At 48.9% G+C, this 317-nt stretch carries 1 protein-coding gene; it reads left to right on the forward strand.

Features of this window, described 5'->3' with window-relative positions:
- The coding region (locus MIB40_RS19525; RefSeq protein WP_406566482.1) for a calcium-binding protein at window positions 1-317 on the forward strand (317 nt) is incomplete at both ends.

The following is a 317-nucleotide window of genomic DNA, read 5'->3' on the forward strand; positions in this document are numbered from 1 at the left end:
GGTCTGAACAACGAAGGTGATGACACGCTGGCGGGCACTGAGTTTGCAGACAACCTGTACGGTGGTGTTGGTGACGACACACTCAATGGCGCGAACGGAGCCGACAAAATCTATGGCGGTGCCGGTAACGACACCATCAATGCGGGTAATAACAACGACACCGTATTGGGTGGTGAGGGTAATGATACGATTGTTACTACTTACATAGGTTCAAATAATTTATCTGGTGGTGCAGGCGATGATTTGATTCAGGTGGATCGCTCAGCGAACGTATACAGGACCTATAATGCTGAGACCGCTTCCAAGTACAGTAATGT

The organism is Aestuariirhabdus haliotis (assembly GCF_023509475.1).
Classification (GTDB): domain Bacteria; phylum Pseudomonadota; class Gammaproteobacteria; order Pseudomonadales; family Aestuariirhabdaceae; genus Aestuariirhabdus; species Aestuariirhabdus haliotis.